17 protein-coding genes are annotated in these 18,460 nt (G+C 59.6%); 14 read left to right on the top strand and 3 right to left on the bottom strand.

The annotated features are described in order from the left end of the window. Window positions 1–92 precede the first annotated feature (92 nt). On the bottom strand, window positions 93–1,079 hold the full coding sequence (gene tauA, locus AC27VU_RS14780) for a taurine ABC transporter substrate-binding protein (RefSeq protein ID WP_226500996.1): 987 nt from the start codon (window positions 1,077–1,079) through the stop codon (window positions 93–95). Window positions 1,080–1,445: 366 nt separating this feature from the next. Between tauA and AC27VU_RS14775 the strand changes: the two genes are divergently transcribed. The 8 genes from AC27VU_RS14775 to AC27VU_RS14740 all read left to right on the top strand — a co-directional run bounded on the left by AC27VU_RS14775 (window position 1,446) and on the right by AC27VU_RS14740 (window position 8,727). Next, window positions 1,446–2,789: an OprD family porin gene (locus tag AC27VU_RS14775; protein WP_488724331.1), complete on the top strand. Its 1,344-nt coding sequence runs from the start codon at window positions 1,446–1,448 to the stop codon at window positions 2,787–2,789. Window positions 2,790–3,084: 295 nt separating this feature from the next. After that, window positions 3,085–3,723: a peroxiredoxin gene (locus AC27VU_RS14770; RefSeq protein WP_103521769.1), complete on the top strand. Its 639-nt coding sequence runs from the start codon at window positions 3,085–3,087 to the stop codon at window positions 3,721–3,723. A 324-nt stretch (window positions 3,724–4,047) separates the two neighbouring features. Then, a complete protein-coding gene (gene ssuE, locus AC27VU_RS14765) occupies window positions 4,048–4,641 on the top strand; it encodes an NADPH-dependent FMN reductase (RefSeq protein ID WP_003229266.1) in 594 nt (197 codons plus the stop codon). A gap of 88 nt (window positions 4,642–4,729) precedes the next feature. After that, window positions 4,730–5,710: a sulfonate ABC transporter substrate-binding protein gene (locus AC27VU_RS14760; protein ID WP_338800272.1), complete on the top strand. Its 981-nt coding sequence runs from the start codon at window positions 4,730–4,732 to the stop codon at window positions 5,708–5,710. A gap of 25 nt (window positions 5,711–5,735) precedes the next feature. Then, window positions 5,736–6,884 (top strand): FMNH2-dependent alkanesulfonate monooxygenase, encoded by a 1,149-nt coding sequence (gene ssuD, locus AC27VU_RS14755; protein ID WP_003229262.1) that lies wholly within the window; start codon window positions 5,736–5,738, stop codon window positions 6,882–6,884. Window positions 6,885–6,892: 8 nt separating this feature from the next. Beyond that, window positions 6,893–7,675: an aliphatic sulfonate ABC transporter permease SsuC gene (gene ssuC, locus AC27VU_RS14750; protein WP_093429771.1), complete on the top strand. Its 783-nt coding sequence runs from the start codon at window positions 6,893–6,895 to the stop codon at window positions 7,673–7,675. Further along, window positions 7,672–8,478 carry an aliphatic sulfonates ABC transporter ATP-binding protein gene (ssuB, locus tag AC27VU_RS14745; protein ID WP_488724330.1) on the top strand — a complete coding sequence of 269 codons (807 nt, stop codon included), beginning with the start codon at window positions 7,672–7,674 and terminating at the stop codon, window positions 8,476–8,478. The genes ssuC and ssuB overlap by 4 nt, the downstream gene beginning before the upstream one ends. A gap of 33 nt (window positions 8,479–8,511) precedes the next feature. Further along, complete coding sequence (locus tag AC27VU_RS14740) at window positions 8,512–8,727, top strand: TOBE domain-containing protein (RefSeq protein WP_003229256.1); 216 nt, start codon at window positions 8,512–8,514, stop codon at window positions 8,725–8,727. Between the two features lie 166 nt (window positions 8,728–8,893). Here the strand turns inward: AC27VU_RS14740 and AC27VU_RS14735 are convergent, their stop codons facing one another. Together AC27VU_RS14735 and AC27VU_RS14730 are read right to left on the bottom strand one after the other, a co-directional pair. After that, window positions 8,894–9,526, bottom strand: coding sequence for a TetR/AcrR family transcriptional regulator (locus tag AC27VU_RS14735; protein WP_045122665.1), 633 nt, complete (start codon window positions 9,524–9,526; stop codon window positions 8,894–8,896). Window positions 9,527–9,776: 250 nt separating this feature from the next. After that, entirely contained in the window at window positions 9,777–11,153 is a 1,377-nt protein-coding gene (locus AC27VU_RS14730; RefSeq protein WP_003229254.1) for a glutamine synthetase family protein, read from the bottom strand. A 278-nt stretch (window positions 11,154–11,431) separates the two neighbouring features. On the opposite strand from AC27VU_RS14730, the gene AC27VU_RS14725 reads away from it, so the two are divergent. The 6 genes from AC27VU_RS14725 to AC27VU_RS14700 all read left to right on the top strand — a co-directional run bounded on the left by AC27VU_RS14725 (window position 11,432) and on the right by AC27VU_RS14700 (window position 18,439). Further along, window positions 11,432–11,788, top strand: a complete 357-nt coding sequence (locus AC27VU_RS14725; protein WP_488724329.1) for a gamma-glutamyl-gamma-aminobutyrate hydrolase family protein — start codon at window positions 11,432–11,434, stop codon at window positions 11,786–11,788. Between the two features lie 95 nt (window positions 11,789–11,883). Then, entirely contained in the window at window positions 11,884–13,242 is a 1,359-nt protein-coding gene (locus AC27VU_RS14720) for a glutamine synthetase family protein (protein ID WP_003229252.1), read from the top strand. Window positions 13,243–13,298: 56 nt separating this feature from the next. Next, window positions 13,299–14,663 carry an aspartate aminotransferase family protein gene (locus AC27VU_RS14715; RefSeq protein ID WP_103485652.1) on the top strand — a complete coding sequence of 455 codons (1,365 nt, stop codon included), beginning with the start codon at window positions 13,299–13,301 and terminating at the stop codon, window positions 14,661–14,663. A 171-nt stretch (window positions 14,664–14,834) separates the two neighbouring features. After that, a complete protein-coding gene (locus AC27VU_RS14710; protein WP_098966147.1) occupies window positions 14,835–15,944 on the top strand; it encodes a polyamine ABC transporter substrate-binding protein in 1,110 nt (369 codons plus the stop codon). A gap of 187 nt (window positions 15,945–16,131) precedes the next feature. Then, window positions 16,132–17,229 (top strand): polyamine ABC transporter substrate-binding protein, encoded by a 1,098-nt coding sequence (locus tag AC27VU_RS14705; RefSeq protein WP_103485651.1) that lies wholly within the window; start codon window positions 16,132–16,134, stop codon window positions 17,227–17,229. A 67-nt stretch (window positions 17,230–17,296) separates the two neighbouring features. After that, window positions 17,297–18,439 carry an ABC transporter ATP-binding protein gene (locus tag AC27VU_RS14700; RefSeq protein ID WP_003229245.1) on the top strand — a complete coding sequence of 381 codons (1,143 nt, stop codon included), beginning with the start codon at window positions 17,297–17,299 and terminating at the stop codon, window positions 18,437–18,439. Window positions 18,440–18,460: the final 21 nt, after the last annotated feature.

Raw genomic sequence — 18,460 nt, 5'->3', positions numbered from 1 at the left:
TGGGCTGCGAAGCGGCCCCAAACCGGTGTTTGCCGGAATTGGGAGTCCTTCGGCCTCCAGCGGGAGCAAGCTCCCTCGCCACATATGTATCTTTATTCAGTTACAAACTTCGCGCTGACATACGGCGAATAGTCCGGCAGCACCGTTTCAACCTTGCCCTGTTCCTTCAAAAACTTCGCGGTTTCACCAATCGCCTTCGCCGTGCCGCCGTCCAGCAACGCGGTGGATTGCTGCGCCTTGGCGTCCGGGAACGCCGAACCGGCGAGCAGTTCCGGCACATCGGCGGCGTTGGCACCGGTCAATTTGGCGATTTTCTGTACCGGCTCGGATTCGGCGGTCCAGCTGTCTTTATGGCTGGCGTAATCGGCAAACGCGTCTAGAGTGACCTTGGCAAATTTGGCCACCACCTCAGGATGCTTCTCGGCGTAGTCCTTGCGTGCGACCCAGACTTCGAACGTCGGGGCGCCCCATTGGCCGACTTGTGCAGCATCGGTCAGGGTCTTGCCGGTCTTGCGGATTTCGCCCAGTGCCGGTGACCAGACAAATGCGCCGTCGATGTCGCCACGCTTCCATGCCGCAGCGATTTCCGCCGGTTGCAGGTTCACCACTTTGACTTTCGAGGTGTCCAGGCCCCAGTGCTTGAGTGCGCCGAGCAGGCTGTAATGGGACGTGGAAACGAAGGGCGTGGCGATGGTCTTGCCGACCAGATCCTGAGGGCTATTGATGCCGCTGCCATTACGCACCACCAAGGCCTCGGCGGCATTGATCTGCGCTGAAACAATGAAGGCGACGATCGGCAGATTGCGTGAGGCGGCCGCTGCCAAAGGGCTGGAGCCGAGATTGCCGATCTGCACATCGCCCGATGCGATGGCTGTCACAACTTCCGGGCCACTATTGAAGCGTCGCCAGTCGATCTTCTGGCCGATGGTGGTTTCGTAAGTACCGTCGGCCTGAGGGACTTTGCTCGGGTCGATACCGGTTTGATAACCCACCGTGAGGTTGGCGGCTTGAGCGGAGAAAGAAATTATCGCTGACACACAAACTGTAACAAATTGACTAGATAGTGCCCGTTTGGCCATGATGGCGTCGCCTTTTGGATAGGGTTTGACGTGATTTGCATACGTCAACGCTAAGCGATCTAAAAAAGGGCGAACAAATACCATTTAGTAATTAGCTTAGTAGCCGATATCCTGTGTTGCGCTGCAGGTGGCCATTACTGGGCCATATAGCTAGATAGTATAAAAAAGAATGAAATAATTCTTTTTGGGGTTATCAGGAAAGTCAGTACTGTGCAGGGACCCAAATACTGCGATTAGACCTTGGTCGTAGACACACAAGGTTACGATTGACTTGTCAGTCACGCTCTGGCGCTAATCGCGAACCTACGGATCCGGGCATTCGACCAGGACCAGGAACACAAGAATTAGAAACGAGAGGAGCTTTACATGAACAAGTCCACCTTGGCCCTGGCTGTGGCCGTAGGGGTTTTGGCGCAGCAGGCAGGCGCCGCCGGTTTCATCGAAGACAGCAAGGCCACTCTGGGCCTGCGCAACTTCTACATCGACACCGACAACCGTGATGGCACGCCATCGAAGACGTCGAACACCCGCAGTCAGAACTCCGAATGGGGCCAGGGTTTCGATCTGCGCTTCATCTCCGGTTACACCCAAGGCACCGTTCAGTTCGGTGTTGATGCTATCGGCCTGTATGGCGTGCGTCTGGACTCCGGTCGCGGTACCCATGGCAACTACACCGGTACTGCTTCGGGCGGTACTGTATTCCCAAGCGATGGCGACCGTGCTGTAGATGATTTCGCCAGCCTGGGCCTGACCGGCAAGGTCAAAGTCTCTCAAACCGAGCTGAAGGTCGGTACTCTGCTGCCGAACAACCCGGTCATCAAGTACAACGATGGTCGTCTGCTGCCACAAACCTTCCAGGGTGCGGCGATCACTTCGAACGAAATCAAGGACCTGACACTGACTGCCGGTCAGGTTGAGGCCGTGAAGGGTCGTAACTCCAGCAACAACGAAAACATGTCGATTGCCGGTGCAAACCAAAACTCGAACTATGATGCTGGCAAATTCAGCAACAAGTTCTACTACGGCGGCGCTGACTACAAAATCACCAAAGACCTGACCGCCTCGTACTACTACGGCGAGCTGAAGGACTTCTACTCGCAGAACTTCCTGGGTCTGGTACATAACTGGGCAATCGGCCCGGGCGTACTGAAAAGTGACCTGCGTTACTACCGCAGCCGTGACAACGGTGCCAACGGTGACACTGCCGCTTACTACACCAGCGGTTACTACGGTGGCACTACCACCAAGGGCAAAGTCGACAACAACCTGTACAGCTACCTGGCTTTGTACTCGGTTGAAGGTCACACCTTCGGTGCGGGTTACCAGTACACCAACGGCGACAGCGACTTCCCTTGGCTGAACCAGGGTGACGGCTCGTCCAACAGCACCATCACCGACATGCAGATCCAGAAGTTCGGTCGCGCCGGTGAGCGAACCTGGCAGGCTCGCTACGGCTACGATTTCGCCAAGATCGGCGTTCCTGGCCTGACCGCCAACGTGATCTACCTGCGTGGCGATAACATCGACACCCCGCTGGGCGACAAGATGGAGTGGGAACGCGACCTGACCATCGGTTACGTAATCCCGGAAGGCCCGCTGAAGAACCTCGGCGTAGCCTGGAAAAACGCGATGTGGCGTACCGATCTGGCGAACACCCGTTCCCAGGACGAAAACCGCCTGATCGTCAGCTACTCGATCCCGCTGCTGTAATAGCGCGTTCAAACTGCTGATGTAAAAAAAAGCCCCGTCCGGCACCGTGCCGGACGGGGCTTTTGCGTTTTCGAGTCAGGCTCACCCCCGTAAGCCTGTCCCGAAATTCCCTCTTTGCAACAACTCAAGGCCTTCTCGAACCTTGAGAACGATGTTCGTCGCGATGCCGTCGAGCGTCCAGTGAACGATGTTTAATATTCCTTTAGATTCTAGATATCTATTTATTTATTCTTTTTCATGATGTCGAATCCCGAGCTACAGTTGAGTTCTCCAACAACTCATCAGGAGCAGCACCATGAGCCTCAGACTCGGCGACATCGCCCCCGACTTCGAACAGGATTCCAGCGCCGGCAAGATTCGTTTTCACGAGTGGCTGGGCGATAGCTGGGGCGTGCTGTTCTCCCACCCGGCCGACTTCACCCCGGTGTGCACCACCGAGCTGGGCTTCACCGCCAAGCTCAAGGATGAGTTCAGCAAGCGCGGGGTCAAAGCCATCGCCTTGTCGGTTGACCCGGTGGACTCGCACCACAAGTGGATTGAGGACATCAACGAAACCCAGAACACCCTCGTCAACTTCCCGATCCTGGCCGACGCCGATCGCAAGGTTTCCGACCTCTACGACCTGATCCATCCGAACGCCAACGACACCCTGACCGTACGTTCGCTGTTCGTGATCGATCCGAACAAGAAGATTCGCCTGACCATCACCTACCCGGCGAGTACCGGGCGCAACTTCCACGAGATCCTGCGGGTGATCGATTCGCTGCAACTCACCGACAACTACAAGGTGGCGACCCCGGCCAACTGGCAGGACGGTGATGAAGTGGTGATCGTGCCGTCGTTGAAGGATGAGGAAGAGATCAAGCGGCGTTTCCCGAAAGGTTATCGCGCCGTGAAGCCGTACCTGCGTCTGACGCCGCAACCGAACAAGTGAATCAGTGAAATTTGGGCTGTAGCTACCGCCGCCTTCGCGAGCAAGCCCGCTCCCACAGGGGAACGCATTCCAAATGTGGGAGCGGGCTTGCTCGCGAAGGCGTCGGCACAGCCGACACAAAATTCAGAACCACAAAGCAGGGAATTTCAGGCCGTTTTCACGGCCTGTTTTTTTGCCCGGAACAAAGCAAATAACATATCTCTAAAACGCATAACCAAATGAATAAATATGATTTATGGATATATAAATCAGCTGGTAAGGTCACTCCCATCGAAGCGAGATCGCAACCCGCGAATCGCCTGTAACGCGTAAGGAATCGTCTGAATGCTGGTCGTCTCACTCGGTGGCAGTCCCAGCCTGCGCTCCCGTTCCGGGGTGCTGCTGGAACGCTCGCAACACTGGTTGCGGCAGCAAGGGGTCGAAGTGGTGAGTTATCAGGTGCGGGACTTCCCGGCCGAAGATCTGCTCCATGCCCGCTTCGATAGCCCGAAAGTACTCGACCTGCTGGCGCAGATTGAAAACGCCGATGGCCTGCTGATCGCCACGCCGGTGTACAAGGCGTCGTTTTCCGGTGCGCTGAAAACCGTACTGGATCTGCTGCCGGAACGCGCCCTGAACCACAAGATCGTTTTGCCGATGGCCACGGGCGGCAGTATCGCCCACATGCTGGTGGTCGATTACGCGCTCAAACCGGTTCTGTCGGCATTGAAGGCGCAGGAAATGCTGCAAGGAATTTTTGCCGAGGACAGCCAGATCGCTTACGGCGAAGGCAGTGCCGCGGCGCAACTGGCACCCGCGCTGGAGCAGCGTCTGCATGAAGCGCTGGATCAGTTTGTCAGTGCCATGGCTCGCCGGCCGAAGCCGCTGGAGCCGGGGCTGTTGAATGAACGTTTGTTGAGTGCTCGCTGGAGCATTTAAGCCTCACCGGAATTGAAGTACTGGCCTTACTCGCCCGCCAACGGGCAAGCAGGTGCAGCCACAACCCAACAGCAAAAAGGAGAGCGCTATGCGCACTGTATTTTTGCGTCGCGGTCTGGTCGCTCTGTTTGCTGCGGCTGTGTCCTTCGGCGCCATTACTCAAGCTCAAGCCGAGACCTTGCGGATCGGTTATCAAAAATACGGCACGCTGGTGCTGCTCAAAGCCAAAGGCACTCTGGAAAAGCGTCTGGCCGCACAAGGCGTGGACGTGCAATGGACTGAATTCCCCGGCGGCCCACAACTGCTCGAGGGCCTGAACGTCGGCTCGATCGACTTCGGCGTCACCGGTGAGACGCCACCAGTGTTTGCCCAAGCGGCGGGCGCCGATCTGCTCTACGTTGCCTACGAACCGCCAGCACCGACCAGCGAAGCGATCCTTGTGCCGAAAGACTCGCCGATCAAATCGGTGGCCGATCTGAAGGGCAAGAAAGTCGCCCTGAACAAAGGCTCCAACGTGCACTACCTGCTGGTGCGCGCGCTGGAAGACGCCGGTCTCAAATACTCCGATATCCAGACCGTATTCCTGCCGCCGGCCGATGCCCGCGCCGCGTTCGAGCGTGGCAGCGTCGATGCCTGGGTGATCTGGGATCCGTACCAGGCCGCTGCCGAAAACCAGCTGCAGGCGCACACCCTGCGTGACGGCAAAGGCATCGTCGACAACCACCAGTTCTATCTCGCGACCAAACCTTACGCGCAGAAAAATCCCGAGGTGATCAAGACCCTCGTCGAGGAAGTGCGCGCGGTGGGCGAGTGGTCCAAGGCCAACCCGCAGGACGTGACCCAACAGGTCGCGCCGCTGCTCGGCCTGTCGCCGGAGATCACCCTGACCTCGGTGAAACGCCAGGGCTACGGTGCGCTGTTCCTGACCCCGGACGTGGTCGCCGCGCAACAGAAAATCGCCGACACCTTCTACCAGCTCAAGCTGATTCCCAAGCCGTTGAGCATCAAGGATGTGATCTGGACACCACCGGCCGCTGTGGCCCAAAGCTCGGTTACCCAAGCCCAGTAAATCGAATCCCCAAGGAGACCACTCCATGAGCCTCAACATCTTCTGGTTCCTGCCTACCCACGGCGACGGCCATTACCTTGGCACCGCCGAAGGCGCACGCGCCGTTGACCACGGTTATCTGCAACAGGTCGCGCAAGCGGCGGATCGTCTGGGTTTTGGCGGCGTGCTGATTCCCACCGGCCGCTCCTGCGAAGACTCGTGGCTGGTCGCCGCGTCGCTGATCCCGGTGACCCAGCGTCTGAAGTTCCTTGTCGCCCTGCGCCCCGGGATCATTTCCCCGACGGTGGCGGCGCGGCAGGCAGCTACGCTGGATCGTCTGTCCGGCGGTCGTGCGCTGTTCAACCTGGTGACCGGTGGCGATCCGGAAGAGTTGGCCGGTGATGGTCTGTTCCTCAACCACGAAGAGCGCTATCAAGCCTCGGTGGAATTCACCCGCATCTGGCGTCGGGTGCTGGAAGGCGAAACCGTCGATTACGACGGCGAACACATCAGCGTGAAAGGCGCCAAGCTGCTCTATCCGCCGATCCAGCAACCGCGTCCGCCGCTGTACTTCGGCGGCTCGTCGGAAGCGGCGCAGGATCTGGCCGCCGAACAGGTCGAGATGGTGCTGACCTGGGGCGAGCCGCCAGCGGCCGTCGCCGAGAAGATCGAGCAGGTGCGCGCCAAAGCCGCCAAGCTCGGGCGTACCGTGCGCTTCGGCATTCGTCTGCATGTGATCGTGCGGGAAACCAACGCCGAAGCCTGGCAAGCGGCAGACCGGCTGATCTCGCATCTGGACGACGACACCATCAAGCGTGCGCAGGCATCGCTGGCGCGCTTCGATTCGGTCGGCCAGCAACGCATGGCGGCGCTGCACGGCGGCAGTCGCGACAACCTCGAAGTCAGCCCGAATCTGTGGGCCGGCGTCGGTCTGGTGCGTGGCGGTGCCGGTACTGCACTGGTCGGCGATGGCCCGACCGTGGCCGCCCGCGTGAAGGAGTACGCGGATCTGGGCATCGATACGTTCATCTTCTCCGGTTATCCACACCTCGAAGAGTCGTATCGCGTCGCTGAACTGCTGTTCCCGCACCTCGACATCGAGCGCCCGGAACTGCCAAAAAGCGCCGGTTACGTGAGCCCGTTCGGCGAGATGGTGGCCAACGACATTCTTCCCAAAGCCGCGTCGCAGAGCTGAGGCGCGCCATGAAGAAAATTATCCACAGCCTCGCGCCCTGGGCGTTGCCGGTGCTCCTGCTGGCGGTGTGGCAGTTGTCGGTGTCGGCCGGTTGGTTGTCGACGCGGATCCTGCCGGCACCGGTGGCAGTGATCGAGGCCGGTGTCAGTCTGGTGCGCAGCGGCGAGATCTGGACCCACCTGGCAATCAGCGGCTGGCGCGCGGCGCTGGGCTTCACCATCGGTGGCAGCATCGGTCTGGCGCTGGGTTTCATCACCGGCCTGTCGAAGTGGGGCGAACGCCTGCTCGACAGCTCGGTACAGATGATCCGCAACGTGCCGCACCTGGCGCTGATTCCACTGGTGATCCTGTGGTTCGGCATCGACGAGTCGGCGAAGATTTTCCTGGTCGCACTGGGCACGTTGTTCCCGATTTACCTCAACACCTATCACGGCATCCGTAACGTCGATCCGGCGCTGGTGGAGATGGCGCGCAGTTATGGCTTGAGCGGTTTCAGCCTGTTCTGGCAGGTGATTCTGCCGGGCGCGCTGCCTTCGATTCTGGTCGGGGTGCGCTTCGCCCTGGGTTTCATGTGGTTGACGCTGATAGTCGCCGAAACCATCTCGGCCAGCTCCGGCATCGGCTATCTGGCGATGAACGCCCGCGAGTTTTTGCAGACCGATGTGGTGGTGCTGGCGATCCTGCTTTACGCGGTACTCGGCAAGCTCGCTGACCTCGCCGCCCGTGGACTTGAGCGTGTGTGGCTGCGCTGGCATCCGGCGTATCAGGTGGCCAAGGGAGGTGCGGCATGACCGCTCAACAACCTCCACGCCTGCTGCGCGGGATCCCGCTGGTGGTGCGCAATCTGCAGAAAACCTTCGGTGCGCGGCGGGTGCTGCGCGACATCGACCTACACATTCCGGCGGGGCAATTCGTCGCCGTGGTCGGGCGCAGCGGGTGCGGCAAGAGCACCTTCCTGCGCTTGCTCGCCGGCCTCGATCAACCGACTGGCGGCGACCTGCTGGCCGGTGCCGCACGGCTCAGCGATGCGCGGGAAGACACCCGGCTGATGTTCCAGGAGGCACGGCTGCTGCCGTGGAAAAAGATCATCGACAACGTCGGTCTCGGCCTTAAAGGCAACTGGCGCCCGCAAGCACTGGAAGCGCTGGAATCCGTCGGTCTGGCGGATCGCGCCCATGAATGGCCGGCAGCCTTGTCCGGTGGGCAGAAGCAGCGCGTGGCGCTGGCCCGGGCGCTGATCCACCAACCGCGCCTGTTGCTGCTCGACGAGCCGCTGGGTGCGCTGGATGCGCTGACCCGGATCGAGATGCAGCAACTGATCGAACGCCTCTGGCAGAAGCATGGGTTCACCGTGCTGTTGGTGACCCACGACGTCAGCGAAGCGGTGGCGATCGCCGACCGGGTGATTCTGATCGAGGACGGTGAAGTCGGCCTCGACCTGCAAGTGGAGTTGCCCCGTCCGCGAGTGCGCGGATCGCACCGACTGGCGGCGCTGGAAACCGAAGTGCTCAACCGTGTTCTGTCCCTGCCCGGCGAGCCGCCGGAGCCGGAACCTGTTTCACCACTGCCTACGCAATTGCGTTGGGCTCAATAACTCAAGTTACAACCAACGACAGGAATCAAAGCCATGACTATCAAAGCCATCAACGTGCGCAACCAGTTCAAAGGCTCGATCAAGGAGATCGTTCTCGGCGACGTACTGTCGGAAATCGACGTGCAGACCGCTTCCGGCATCGTCACTTCAGTGATCACCACCCGCTCGGTCAAGGAGCTGGAACTGGTGGTGGGCAGTGAGGTGATCGCCTTCGTGAAATCCACCGAGGTGTCGATCGCCAAGTTGTAAGCCTGTGGAAAAAAACAAACCCCGGAGGGCGTGAGCCCTTCGGGGTTTTTCTTTTTGTGCACGGATTTGAATCGGCGGCGCTGCCATCGCGAGCAGGCTCACTCCTACATTTGGAATGCGTTCCCCTGTGGGAGCGGGCTTGCTCGCGAAGGGGCCGGTGAATGCGCTAGAGAACTCTCTTGGGTAGATACGGCGGCAGATACAGGCCGATATAGGCATCAAACACCCGCATCCCTTCCTCGGCCATGCGCGGGGTGATCTGCCCGTGTTGCTGCACCGAGCGCGCATACACGCGGTCGCCCAGTTCCATCGCCAGCGCGAACACATCGACATCGCTGGGCAGGCGTGGCAATTCGAAGTGATGGTCGAACAGTTTGTGCATCAGGTCGCCGAGTTCGATGTCGTGCTGGCGGTCGGCCTGGGTCACTTCGGTGAGGCCGTGCTGGGCGAGGATCAGCTGGCGGGCGGCGGCGTCTTCGTCATAGATCTCCAGCATGCGCTGCTCGACCAGCCGCGACAGGTCACGCCAGTCGCGCAGCGCCTCGTGATCGATCGGCGCTTGCAGGCAGGCGCGGAAGGCTGCGTGCACATCGGCAGTCAAGGCTTCGAGCAGCGCCGGGACGCTGGCGAAGAAGTGATACACGGAGGACGGCGGAATCTGCGCGCGTTCGGCGACGCTGTAGATCGACAGACTGGCCACACCCTCGGCGGCCAGCAGCGTACGCGCGGCGTCGAGTATCGAGTCGATCCGCGCCTGGCTGCGGGCACGGGGTTTGCGAACGGTGGCGGGACGCGTCATGGAAGTCTCCTGCGGGGCAGCGGGCATTGTACGAGCCGAGCCGTGTGTTGTCTGCCAGGACGCCTTCGGGAGCAAGCCCCCTCCCACAGTTGATCTTCTGCGTACAAAAGATCTCCATGCGCTGTAGATCCCCTGTGGGAGGGGGCTTGCTCCCGAACCGCCGCAGGCGGCCATTCAGATCAGAATTCGGCCATAAAAAAAACGCCGTGGGCCAAGACAGCCGACGGCGTTTTATCTGGTCGCAATTCGCTTAAACGGTATGCAGATACCAGTTGTACTCAAGGTCGGAGATGGAGTGTTCGAACTCCTCCAGCTCGCTTTCCTTGCAGGCGACGAAGATATCGATGTACTTCGGATCGATGTACTTGGCCATCACCTCGCTGTCGTCCAGCTCGCGCAGGGCATCGCGCAAGTTGTTCGGCAGGCTTTGTTCGTTCTGCTCGTAGCTGTTGCCTTCGACCGGAGCGCCTGGCTCGATCTTGTTCACCAGACCGTGATGCACACCGGCCAGGACCGAAGCCATCAGCAGGTACGGGTTGGCGTCGGCGCCGGCCACGCGGTGTTCGATACGCACGGCATCGGCAGAGCCGGTCGGTACGCGGATCGCCACGGTGCGGTTGTCCAGGCCCCAGCACGGCGAGTTCGGCACATAGAACTGCGCGCCGAAGCGACGGTACGAGTTGACGTTCGGGCAGAGGAAAGCCATCTGCGCCGGCAGGGTCTCGAGCACACCGCCGATCGCGTGACGCAGCGCGGCGTTCTGCTCGGGATCCTCGCTTGCAAAGATGTTCTTGCCATCTTTGTCGAGCACCGAGATATGGACGTGCAGACCATTACCCGCCTGGCCCGGATACGGCTTGGCCATGAAGGTGGTGTCCATTTCATGGTCGTAGGCGATGTTCTTGATCAGACGCTTGAGCAGGACTGCGTAGTCGCACGCCTTGATCGGGTCGGCGACGTGGTGCAGGTTCACTTCGAACTGCGCCGGGGCACTTTCCTTGACGATGGCGTCGGCGGGGATGCCTTGCTCCTTGGCACCTTCCAGAATGTCCTGGAGGCAGTCGACGTATTCGTCGAGGTCGTCGATCAGGTAGACCTGAGTCGAGTGCGGGCGTTTGCCGGAGATCGGCGAGCGTGGCGGCTGTGGACGGCCGTTCACGTTTTCCTGGTCGATCAGGTAGAACTCCAGTTCGAACGCGGCGCAGATGGTCAAGCCCAGCTCGTCAAACTTTGCAACAACTTGACGGAGCACTTCGCGCGGATCGGCGAAGAACGGGTCACCCTCGAGTTCGTGCATGGTCATCAACAGTTGCGCGGTAGGGCGCTTCTGCCATGGCTCGTTGCACAGGGTATCGGGGATTGGATAGCAGATCCGGTCGGCGTCGCCGATGTCCAGACCCAGGCCGGTGCTTTCCACCGTAGAACCATTGATATCCAGAGCAAATAGAGAGGCCGGCAGGTTTATGCCTTTCTCGTAAACCTTGTGGAGGCTGGTGCGTTCGATGCGCTTGCCGCGCACCACACCATTCATATCCGCAATCAGAAGGTCAACGTACAGAACCTCAGGATGTTCCTTAAGGAACGCGTTCGCTTCGTTAAGCTGAACGGCACGCGGGGGTACCGACATGATGCAACACCTTTGTTGTTAAAAATATCAATCATTGATCTTTTCTGGTTTCAGTCAACCCGAACGGCCTGCCGAAGTCAAGCGAGGCCTTTTTTGCCCTAAAAAAGCGCTGCAAGGGCATTTATGGGGCACTTTGGGGCGGTTTTTTGTCCTTGAAACACGTGGCACCCGCAGGCTTGAGCAGGCCGTGTTGTATTTTTTACGGGGGTGTTGTGTAAAAAAATGAACAAGGCTAAGCTCCGACCAAACCCATAACAGCAATAATACCGGGGTGCTTCATGTCTCGCCTGCCGTTAATCGGCATCACCGACTGCTCGCAACAGTCCGGTCTGCATGCTCATCACATCAGTGGCGACAAATCCGTCCGTAATGCAGCCAGCATGGCTCGCGGCGGGTCGACGAGGTTCTCGTGCGCATCAGGCCAAACGGCAACGTCCGATATTCTGGACGCACGCGACAGCATCCTGTTTATGGCGTTTCCTTTCAATATAGATCTCTTTGAGCCCCAAAGCCTGTGCCGCTCCCCGAGCCGTGCTCACGATTCTGCACGCCTTGAATGTGCACAGGAAATGCAACGCCAGCGTAAAGGGCAGGTAAGCTCCTCTTTCATTGTCGATGCGCGGTGCCGGGCGTAAGCCGGTACTGCGCGCAAGCAAGCCCCCTTTAACGCGACGCCACGGCGTCAAACTTTGCCTGACACGATGTCAGGAGACTCAGCCCAGAGGCATTTATGAGTAACAACCTCGACCAGCTCACCGATTGGTTGAAAGACCACAAGATCACAGAAGTCGAATGCATGATCGGCGACTTGACCGGGATCACCCGGGGCAAGATCTCGCCGACCAACAAGTTCATCGCCGAGAAGGGCATGCGCCTGCCAGAAAGTGTTCTGTTGCAGACCGTGACTGGCGACTACGTCGAAGACGACATCTATTACGAACTGCTCGACCCGGCCGACATCGACATGATCTGCCGTCCCGACCAGAACGCCGTGTACCTGGTGCCATGGGCCATCGAGCCGACCGCTCAGGTGATCCACGACACCTACGACAAGCAAGGCAACCCGATCGAGCTGTCGCCGCGCAACGTCCTCAAGAAAGTCCTGAAGCTCTATTCCGACAAGGGCTGGCAGCCAATCGTGGCGCCGGAGATGGAGTTCTACCTGACCAAGCGCAGTGACGACCCTGACTATCCGTTGCAGCCGCCGATCGGCCGCTCCGGGCGTCCGGAAATCGGGCGTCAGTCGTTCTCCATCGAAGCGGCGAACGAATTCGATCCGCTGTTCGAAGACGTCTACGACTGGTGCGAACTGCAGGAGCTGGACCTCGATACGCTGATCCACGAAGACGGCACGGCGCAGATGGAAATCAACTTCCGTCACGGCGACGCACTGTCGCTGGCCGACCAGATCCTGGTGTTCAAACGCACCATGCGCGAAGCCGCGCTCAAGCACGACGTGGCCGCGACCTTCATGGCCAAGCCGATGACGGGCGAGCCGGGCAGTGCCATGCACTTGCACCAGAGCATCATCGACATCGAGACCGGCAAGAACGTGTTCTCCAATGAAGACGGGACCATGAGCCAGCTGTTCCTGCACCACATCGGTGGCTTGCAGAAACTGATCCCGGAATTGCTGCCGCTGTTTGCGCCGAACGTCAACTCGTTCCGCCGCTTCCTGCCGGACACCTCGGCGCCGGTGAACGTCGAATGGGGCGAAGAGAACCGCACCGTGGGCCTGCGCGTCCCGGATGCCGGCCCGCAGAACCGTCGCGTGGAAAACCGCCTGCCGGGCGCCGACGCCAACCCGTACCTGGCGATTGCCGCGAGCCTGCTCTGCGGCTACATCGGCATGGTCGAGGGGCTGAACCCGAGCGCGCCAGTCGTAGGCCGTGGCTATGAACGCCGCAACCTGCGCCTGCCGCTGACCATCGAGGACGCGCTGGAGCGTATGGAAAACAGCGCGACCATCGAGAAATACCTGGGCAAGACCTTCATCACCGGCTACGTCGCGGTCAAGCGGGCCGAGCATGAAAACTTCAAGCGCGTGATCAGTTCCTGGGAGCGTGAATACCTGCTCTTCGCCGTCTGATACGCCGGGCGCGGTGGCCAGCCGCCGCGCCTTCACCGATAACAAGGAGAATTGGCATGACCAGCAACAACCCGCAAACCCGTGAGTGGCAAGCCCTGAGCAGCGATCACCACCTGGCCCCGTTCAGCGACTTCAAACAGCTGAAAGAGAAGGGTCCACGGATCATCACCAACGCCAAGGGCGTGTACCTGTGGGACAGCGAGGGCAACAAGATCCTCGATGGCATGGCGGGTCTGTGGTGCGTGGCGATCGGTTATGGCCGCGATGAACTGGCCGACGCGGCCGCTAAACAAATGCGCGAACTGCCTTACTACAACCTGTTCTTCCAGACCGCGCACCCGCCGGCACTGGAACTGGCCAAGGCCATCGCCGACGTGGCGCCGGAAGGCATGAACCACGTGTTCTTCACCGGTTCCGGCTCCGAAGGCAACGACACCATGCTGCGCATGGTTCGCCACTACTGGGCGATCAAGGGCCAGCCGAACAAGAAAGTCATCATCAGCCGCAAGAACGGTTACCACGGTTCGACCGTGGCGGGTGCGAGCCTCGGTGGCATGACGTATATGCACGAGCAGGGCGATTTGCCGATCCCGGGCATCGTCCACATTGCACAGCCGTACTGGTTCGCCGAGGGCGGCGACATGTCGCCGGAAGAATTCGGCATCTGGGCGGCCAATCAACTGGAAGAGAAAATTCTCGAAGTCGGCGTGGACAACGTCGGTGCCTTTATTGCCGAGCCGATCCAGGGCGCCGGCGGCGTGATCATTCCGCCAGACACCTACTGGCCGCGCATCAAGGAAATCCTCGCCAAGTACGACATCCTCTTCGTCGCCGACGAAGTGATCTGCGGTTTCGGCCGTACCGGTCAGTGGTTCGGTTCGGATTTCTATGACCTGAAACCCGACATGATGACCATCGCCAAAGGTCTGACGTCCGGCTACATCCCGATGGGTGGCCTGATCGTGCGTGACGAAGTGGTGAAGGTGCTCAACGAAGGCGGCGACTTCAACCACGGCTTCACCTACTCCGGGCACCCGGTGGCGGCGGCGGTGGGGCTGGAAAACATCCGGATTCTGCGCGACGAGAAAATTATCGAGAACGCGCATAACGAAACGGCACCGTATTTGCAGAAACGTCTGCGCGAACTCAACGATCACCCGTTGGTGGGTGAAGTACGCGGGGTGGGGCTGCTGGGGGCGATCGAGCTGGTGCAGGACAAGGCCACTCGCAAACGTTACGAAGGCAAGGGCGTGGGCATGATTTGCCGGCAGTTCTGCTTCGATAACGGCCTGATCATGCGCGCCGTGGGCGACACCATGATCATTGCGCCGCCGCTGGTGATCAGCAAGGCGGAGATCGATGAGCTGGTGACCAAGGCGCGCAAGTGCCTGGACCTGACCCTCAGTGCGTTGCAGGCCTAAGTGCTAGGCTTCGAGCGGGGGAGCTGCGGCGCTCTCGCTCGAAGGTGTCAGAAAGGTTGGCCTTTTCTTGAAAGACCGCCTCCGATCTTGCCAGACTAGCCGCAGTTCCAGTTGTCGGGGTTCGGCCGCTGAACAAAGTGGTTCAAAAAAGAAAAATTTGGAGCATGACGCATGAAGGCATTAGGTAAAAAGCTTGCTGGCAAGACTCTTCTCGCGCTGTCCGTTGCGGGCATGATGGCGGGCGCGGTCCACGCGGACGACAAGGTATTGCACGTCTACAACTGGTCCGACTACATCGCTCCGGACACCATTGCCAACTTCGAGAAAGAGTCCGGGATCAAAGTCGTCTACGACGTATTCGACAGCAACGAAACCCTGGAAGCCAAACTGCTGGCGGGCAAATCCGGTTACGACGTGGTTGTGCCGTCGAACAACTTCCTGGCCAAGCAGATCAAGGCGGGCGTTTACCAGGAGCTGGACAAGTCCAAGCTGTCCAACTACGGCAACCTGAACAAATCGCTGCTCAAGGCGGTTTCGGTCAGTGACCCGGACAACAAGCACGCTTTCCCGTACATGTGGGGCTCGATCGGCATCGGCTACAACCCGGAGAAGGTCAAGGCTGCACTGGGCGTCGACACCATCGATTCCTGGGATACTCTGCTCAAGCCGGAGAACATCGCCAAGCTCAAGGGCTGCGGTGTGAGCTTCCTCGACTCGCCGACCGAAATGCTCCCGGTCGCGCTGCACTACCTGGGCCTGCCAACCGACAGCCAGAAGAAAGAGGACATCAAGAAAGCCGAGGAACTGTTCCTCAAGATTCGTCCTTCGATCACTTACTTCCACTCCTCCAAGTACATCTCGGACCTGGCCAACGGCAACATCTGCGTAGCGGTCGGCTACTCGGGTGACGTGCAGCAGGCCAAGTCGCGTGCCGCCGAGGCCGGTGACAAGGTCAAAGTCAGCTATGCCATTCCGAAGGAAGGTGCCGGCAGCTTCTATGACATGGTCGCGATTCCGAAAGATGCGGAAAACATCGACGGCGCCTACAAGTTCATGAACTACCTGCTGCAACCGAAAGTGATGGCCGAGATCACCAACGCTGTGCGCTTCCCTAACGGTAACGCCGAAGCGACCCAGTACGTGAACAAGGACATCACCTCCGATCCAGGCATCTACCCGCCAGCCGACGTGCAGGCCAAGCTGTATGCGATCGCCGACTTGCCGGCCGCTACCCAGCGTGAACTGACCCGCAGCTGGACCAAGATCAAATCCGGTAAATAAGCCGGTTTGAGGCAACAACCGCTGGCCGTCGTCGCCGTGACGGCGACCAGCGGATCAATTAAATGACAGAAAGTTTTGCTGGAACGGTTTTTCGAGGGTAAGTTGCGCGCCGGTTTGGTTGCCGGGCAGCCATGGCTGTCATGTAGCGCGGGGCAACTTGGGCCCAACTAATTTAGAGGACCTCCACTTGCCTATTTTTTCTTCTTTGCGCAAAGCCCTGCTGGCCACTGCCGGCCTGACGATCGCAGTCGGAGCCCAGGCCGCCGGTACGGTGCATATTTATAACTGGTCGGATTACATCGGCGAGACCACCCTGGCCGACTTCGAGAAAGCCACCGGGATCAAACCGGTGTACGACGTGTTTGATTCCAACGAAACCCTGGAAGGCAAGCTGCTGGCCGGGCGTACCGGTTACGACGTGGTCGTGCCGTCGAACCACTTCCTCGGCAAGCAGATCAAGGCGGGTGCGTTCCAGAAGCTCGACAGGTCGCAACTGCCGAACTATGCGAATCTCGATCCGGTGCTGCTCAAGCGCCTGGAACAGAACGACCCGGGCAACCAGTACGCCGTGCCGTACCTGTGGGGCACCAACGGTATCGGCTACAACGTCGAGAAAGTCAAAGCGGTGCTCGGCATCGACAAGATTGACTCCTGGAGCGTGCTGTTCGAGCCTGAGAACATCAAGAAGCTGCACAGCTGTGGCGTCGCGTTCCTCGACTCGGCCGATGAAATGATGCCGACCGTGCTCAACTACATGGGCCTGAACGCCAACAGTACCAATCCGAAGGACTACGCCAAGGCCACCGACAAACTGCTGGCCGTGCGTCCTTATGTGACCTACTTCCACTCGTCGAAATACATCGGTGATCTGGCCAACGGCGACATCTGCGTAGCCATCGGCTTCTCCGGCGATATCTTCCAGGCCAAACACCGTGCCGAAGAAGCCAAGAAGGGCGTGAACATCGCCTACTCGATCCCGAAAGAAGGCGGCGCGCTGTGGTTCGACATGCTGGCGATTCCGAAGGACTCGTCCAACGTCAAAGAGGCCCACGCCTTCATCAACTATTTGCTGAAACCTGAGGTGATCGCTCAGGTCAGTGATTACGTCGGTTACGCCAACCCCAACCCAGGGTCGGACAAGCTGATGGAACAGTCCATCCGCACCGATGAAGCGGTTTATCCACCGCAAGCAGTCCTCGACAAGACTTACGTGTCGGTCGAGTTGCCACCCAATATTCAGCGTTTGATGACCCGTAGCTGGACCAAGGTCAAGTCGGGCAAGTAAGGCACAAACTATCCTGGGTTCGTCCGCGTTGGGCGAACTGCACTGTTTTTTTCTGGGAGTTTCGTAAATGGCAGTTGCCTCCGGCGCCTATAAGAAAGCCCTCGAGGGCGACCAGACACCTAAGCAGGTGTTGGTCAAAATCGACCGGGTCACGAAGAAGTTCGACGAGACGATTGCCGTGGACGATGTGTCCCTGGAAATCAAGAAGGGTGAGATCTTCGCCCTGCTCGGCGGTTCGGGATCGGGCAAATCCACTCTGCTGCGGATGCTGGCAGGGTTCGAACGGCCCACGGAGGGGCGCATTTTCCTCGACGGCGTCGACATCACCGACATGCCGCCGTACGAGCGACCGATCAACATGATGTTCCAGTCGTACGCCTTGTTCCCGCACATGACCGTGGCGCAGAACATCGCCTTCGGCCTCAAGCAGGACAAGATCCCCAACGCCGAGATCGATGCGCGCGTGGCCGAGATGCTCAAGCTGGTGCAGATGAGCCAGTACGCCAAGCGCAAGCCGCATCAACTGTCGGGCGGTCAGCGCCAGCGTGTGGCCCTGGCACGCTCCTTGGCCAAGCGGCCGAAGCTGCTACTGCTCGACGAGCCGATGGGCGCACTGGACAAGAAACTGCGTTCGCAGATGCAACTGGAGCTGGTAGAGATCATCGAGCGCGTCGGCGTGACCTGCGTGATGGTGACCCACGACCAGGAAGAGGCCATGACCATGGCCGAGCGCATCGCGATCATGCACCTGGGCTGGATCGCCCAGATCGGCAGCCCGATCGACATCTACGAAACCCCGACCAGCCGTCTGGTCTGCGAATTCATCGGCAACGTGAACATCTTCGAAGGCGAAGTGATCGACGACGCCGAAGGCCACGCGACCATCACCTGCAAGGACCTCGACCGGCAGATCTACGTCGGCCACGGCATCAGCACCTCGGTGCAGGACAAGTCCGTGACCTACGCGATTCGTCCGGAGAAGCTGCTGGTCACCGCCGAAATGCCGACCTGCGAATACAACTGGTCGAGCGGCAAAGTGCATGACATCGCCTACCTCGGCGGTCACTCGGTGTTCTACGTCGAATTGCCGAGCGGCAAACTGGTGCAGTCGTTCGTTGCCAACGCTGAACGTCGCGGTCAGCGTCCGACCTGGGGCGATCAGGTTTACGTGTGGTGGGAAGACGACAGCGGCGTGGTACTTCGCTCATGAACATGCGCAAGTTCAAACGAC

Source organism: Pseudomonas sp. 14P5.3.2 (genome assembly GCF_057799175.1).
This window is presented reverse-complemented; position numbering and strand designations above follow the sequence as displayed.